At 58.0% G+C, this 5,319-nt stretch carries 3 rRNA genes; all 3 read left to right on the forward strand.

The features are described from left to right. Positions 1-92: 92 nt before the first annotated feature. The 3 genes from ACIRG9_RS31515 (at position 93) to rrf (ending at position 5,305) form a co-directional block, all read left to right on the forward strand. Positions 93-1,607, forward strand: a 16S ribosomal RNA gene (locus ACIRG9_RS31515). A gap of 379 nt (positions 1,608-1,986) precedes the next feature. Continuing rightward, positions 1,987-5,095, forward strand: a 23S ribosomal RNA gene (locus ACIRG9_RS31520). 93 nt (positions 5,096-5,188) lie between these two features. After that, positions 5,189-5,305, forward strand: a 5S ribosomal RNA gene (gene rrf, locus ACIRG9_RS31525). The 16S, 23S and 5S rRNA genes sit together here, the layout of an rRNA operon. Positions 5,306-5,319: the final 14 nt, after the last annotated feature.

Raw genomic sequence — 5,319 nt, forward strand, 5'->3', positions numbered from 1 at the left:
TTTGATTCCCCGGACTGGTCAGGCTTTGGTCTGTCTGGTTGGGATTCCTTTGGCAACATTTTTGTTGCTGGGATTTGTTTTCTGACAGTTTTTTGTTGGAGAGTTTGATCCTGGCTCAGGACGAACGCTGGCGGCGTGCTTAACACATGCAAGTCGAGCGGAAAGGCCCTTCGGGGTACTCGAGCGGCGAACGGGTGAGTAACACGTGAGCAACCTGCCCTAGGCTTTGGGATAACCCCGGGAAACCGGGGCTAATACCGAATAGGACTGCTGGTCGCATGACTGGTGGTGGAAAGTTTTTCGGCCTGGGATGGGCTCGCGGCCTATCAGCTTGTTGGTGGGGTGATGGCCTACCAAGGCGACGACGGGTAGCCGGCCTGAGAGGGCGACCGGCCACACTGGGACTGAGACACGGCCCAGACTCCTACGGGAGGCAGCAGTGGGGAATATTGCACAATGGGCGGAAGCCTGATGCAGCGACGCCGCGTGAGGGATGACGGCCTTCGGGTTGTAAACCTCTTTCAGCAGGGACGAAGCGTAAGTGACGGTACCTGCAGAAGAAGCGCCGGCCAACTACGTGCCAGCAGCCGCGGTAAGACGTAGGGCGCGAGCGTTGTCCGGATTTATTGGGCGTAAAGAGCTCGTAGGCGGCTTGTCGCGTCGACTGTGAAAACCCGCGGCTCAACCGCGGGCCTGCAGTCGATACGGGCAGGCTAGAGTTCGGTAGGGGAGACTGGAATTCCTGGTGTAGCGGTGAAATGCGCAGATATCAGGAGGAACACCGGTGGCGAAGGCGGGTCTCTGGGCCGATACTGACGCTGAGGAGCGAAAGCGTGGGGAGCGAACAGGATTAGATACCCTGGTAGTCCACGCTGTAAACGTTGGGCGCTAGGTGTGGGGGGCCTCTCCGGTTCCCTGTGCCGCAGCTAACGCATTAAGCGCCCCGCCTGGGGAGTACGGCCGCAAGGCTAAAACTCAAAGGAATTGACGGGGGCCCGCACAAGCGGCGGAGCATGCGGATTAATTCGATGCAACGCGAAGAACCTTACCTGGGTTTGACATGGCCGCAAAACCTGCAGAGATGTGGGGTCCTTCGGGGGCGGTCACAGGTGGTGCATGGCTGTCGTCAGCTCGTGTCGTGAGATGTTGGGTTAAGTCCCGCAACGAGCGCAACCCTCGTTCGATGTTGCCAGCGCGTTATGGCGGGGACTCATCGAAGACTGCCGGGGTCAACTCGGAGGAAGGTGGGGATGACGTCAAGTCATCATGCCCCTTATGTCCAGGGCTTCACGCATGCTACAATGGCCGGTACAATGGGCTGCGATACCGTGAGGTGGAGCGAATCCCAAAAAGCCGGTCTCAGTTCGGATCGGGGTCTGCAACTCGACCCCGTGAAGTCGGAGTCGCTAGTAATCGCAGATCAGCAACGCTGCGGTGAATACGTTCCCGGGCCTTGTACACACCGCCCGTCACGTCACGAAAGTCGGCAACACCCGAAGCCGGTGGCCCAACCCTTGTGGAGGGAGCCGTCGAAGGTGGGGCTGGCGATTGGGACGAAGTCGTAACAAGGTAGCCGTACCGGAAGGTGCGGCTGGATCACCTCCTTTCTAAGGAGCACCATCCGTCGAAGGACGGTATGGAGCCCGCGACCTGCGGATGTCGGGTCGGGGTGCTCGATTGGCGGAGACACTGGCGAGTTTTCTCTGGCAACGGCCTGAGGCTCTAGTACGACCGGCTTTGGTTGGTGTGGAACGGGTTGATGGTGCGGCTGGTGGGGACGGTAGGCACCCTGTTGGGTCCTGAAGGAACAACCATGAAGGTTGTGTTCTTTCAGAGCCATGGCCTCATCCTGTGTGGGTGGGGGTTGGTTGCCAGGCATGGCCTGGTTCCATATACCGCCGGCGGTGGTCGGGTCTGGTGTGGGACGTGTCGGGTTGTGGGTTGGTCGTTTGTTGAGAATTGCACAGTGGACGCGAGCATCTTTGTGGTCAAGTTGTCAAGGGCGAACGGTGGATGCCTTGGCACCAGGAGCCGATGAAGGACGTGGGAGGCCGCGATAGGCCTGGGGGAGCTGTCAACCAAGCTGTGATCCCAGGGTGTCCGAATGGGGGAACCCGGCTGGAGTCATGTCCAGTCACCTACACCTGAACACATAGGGTGTGTGGGGGGAACGCGGGGAAGTGAAACATCTCAGTACCCGTAGGAAGAGAAAACAAATAGTGATTCCGTGAGTAGTGGCGAGCGAAAGCGGATTGAGGCTAAACCGGCTGCGTGTGATACCTGTCAGGGGTTGCGTGGTCGGGGTTGTGGGACCCTGCTGGGTGTGCTGACACATGCCCGAGGAGTTACAAAGCCAGTTGCTAGTCGAACAGTCTGGAATGGCTGACCGTAGACGGTGAGAGTCCGGTAGGTGAAAGTGGCTGGTCTTCTGTGGGTGTTCCCGAGTAGCGGCGGACTCCTGAAATCTGCCGTGAATCTGCCAGGACCACCTGGTAAGCCTAAATACTTCCTGGTGACCGATAGCGGACGAGTACCGTGAGGGAATGGTGAAAAGTACCCCGGGAGGGGAGTGAAATAGTACCTGAAACCGTTCGCCTACAATCCGTCGGAGCCTTGCGGGGTGACGGCGTGCCTTTTGAAGAATGAGCCTGCGAGTTAGTGGCATGTGGCGAGGTTAACCCGTGTGGGGGAGCCGTAGCGAAAGCGAGTCTGAATAGGGCGTTTGAGTCGCATGCTCTAGACCCGAAGCGGAGTGATCTAGCCATGGGCAGGCTGAAGCGCGGGTAAGACCGCGTGGAGGGCCGAACCCACCAACGTTGAAAAGTTGGGGGATGACCTGTGGTTAGGGGTGAAAGGCCAATCAAACTCCGTGATAGCTGGTTCTCCCCGAAATGCATTTAGGTGCAGCGTCGCGTGTTTCTTGCCGGAGGTAGAGCACTGGATGGTCTAGGGGGCCCACAAGCTTACCGAAATCAGCCAAACTCCGAATGCCGGTAAGTGAGAGCGCGGCAGTGAGACTGCGGGGGATAAGCTTCGTAGTCGAGAGGGAAACAGCCCAGATCACCAGCTAAGGCCCCTAAGCGTGTGCTAAGTGGAAAAGGATGTGGGGTCGCATAGACAACCAGGAGGTTGGCTTAGAAGCAGCCACCCTTTAAAGAGTGCGTAATAGCTCACTGGTCAAGTGGTTCCGCGCCGACAATGTAGCGGGGCTCAAGCACACCGCCGAAGCTGTGGCATTCACATTTTTACCTCGCTTGGACTTGATTCCTTGTGCAGGTGTGTGGATGGGTAGGGGAGCGTCGTGCCGGGGGTGAAGCAACGGGGTGACCTAGTTGTGGACGCGGCACGAGTGAGAATGCAGGCATGAGTAGCGAAAGAAGGGTGAGAAACCCTTCCGCCGGATGACCAAGGGTTCCAGGGCCAGGTTAATCCGCCCTGGGTGAGTCGGGACCTAAGGCGAGGCCGAGAGGCGTAGTCGATGGACAACGGGTTGATATTCCCGTACCCGCGAAAGAGCGTCCCTGATGAACCTCGTTGTGCTAACCACCCGAGCTGTGTGCGGTCTTCGGATCAATCGCGGGGAGCGTGGGAACCTGGCGGGTAGTAGTCAAGCGATGGGGTGACGCAGGAAGGTAGCTGAGCCCGGCCGGTGGTTGTGCCGGGGTAAGCGTGTAGGCCGTGTCGTAGGCAAATCCGCGGCACTTGAGGCTGAGACGTGATGCCGAGCCGATTCAGGTGAAGTCAGTGATCCTATGCTGCCGAGAAAAGCCTCTAGCGAGTTCTTAGCGGCCCGTACCCCAAACCGACACAGGTGGTCAGGTAGAGAATACCGAGGCGATCGGGCGAACTGTGGTTAAGGAACTCGGCAAATTGCCCCCGTAACTTAGGGAGAAGGGGGGCCGGAGACGTGAAGCCCCGCGCGGGTGGAGCGTTGTATGGCCGCAGAGAGCAGGGGGAAGCGACTGTTTACTAAAAACACAGGTCCATGCGAAGAAGTAATTCGATGTATATGGACTGACGCCTGCCCGGTGCTGGAACGTTAAGGGGACCTGTTAGCTCTTCGGGGCGAAGCGGAGAACTTAAGCGCCAGTAAACGGCGGTGGTAACTATAACCATCCTAAGGTAGCGAAATTCCTTGTCGGGTAAGTTCCGACCTGCACGAATGGCGTAACGACTTCCCCACTGTCTCAACCACAGGCCCGGCGAAATTGCACTACGAGTAAAGATGCTCGTTACGCGCGGCAGGACGGAAAGACCCCGGGACCTTTACTATAGCTTGACATTGGTATCCGAATTAGCTTGTGTAGGATAGGTGGGAGCCGGTGAAGCTCATACGCCAGTATGGGTGGAGGCAATCTTGAAATACCACTCTGGTTGCTTTGGGTATCTAACTTCGGACCGTTATCCGGTTCAGGGACAGTGTCTGGTGGGTAGTTTAACTGGGGCGGTTGCCTCCTAAAGGGTAACGGAGGCGCCCAAAGGTTCCCTCAGCCTGGTTGGCAATCAGGTGTTGAGTGCAAGTGCACAAGGGAGCTTGACTGTGAGACTGACGGGTCGAGCAGGGACGAAAGTCGGGACTAGTGATCCGGCACTGGCATGTGGAAGCGGTGTCGCTCAACGGATAAAAGGTACCCCGGGGATAACAGGCTGATCTTCCCCAAGAGTCCATATCGACGGGATGGTTTGGCACCTCGATGTCGGCTCGTCGCATCCTGGGGCTGTAGCAGGTCCCAAGGGTTGGGCTGTTCGCCCATTAAAGCGGTACGCGAGCTGGGTTTAGAACGTCGTGAGACAGTTCGGTCCCTATCCGCCGTGCGCGTAGGATACTTGAGAAGGGCTGTCCCTAGTACGAGAGGACCGGGACGGACGAACCTCTGGTGTGCCAGTTGTCCCGCCAGGGGCACGGCTGGTTAGCTACGTTCGGAAGGGATAACCGCTGAAAGCATCTAAGCGGGAAGCTCGCTTCGAGATGAGGTATCCCACCCACCTTTGGTGGGGTAAGGCCCCCAGCTAGACGACTGGGTTGATAGGCCGGAAATGTAAGCCCGGTAACGGGTTCAGTTGACCGGTACTAATAGGCCGAGGACTTGACTACTAAGCTGCTACGCGTCCACTGTGCAACTCCCGACAAACGAACAACACCCCCAACAGGGTTGGGTTGGTTGGTTGTTTGATATGTCGATAGAGTTACGGCGGTCATGGCGGAGGGGAAACGCCCGGTCACATTCCGAACCCGGAAGCTAAGCCCTCCAGCGCCGATGGTACTGCACTCGGGAGGGTGTGGGAGAGTAGGACACCGCCGGACAATCTTTCCAGTCA

The sequence above is a fragment of the Micromonospora sp. NPDC093277 genome (genome assembly GCF_044765245.1).
Classification (GTDB): domain Bacteria; phylum Actinomycetota; class Actinomycetes; order Mycobacteriales; family Micromonosporaceae; genus Micromonospora.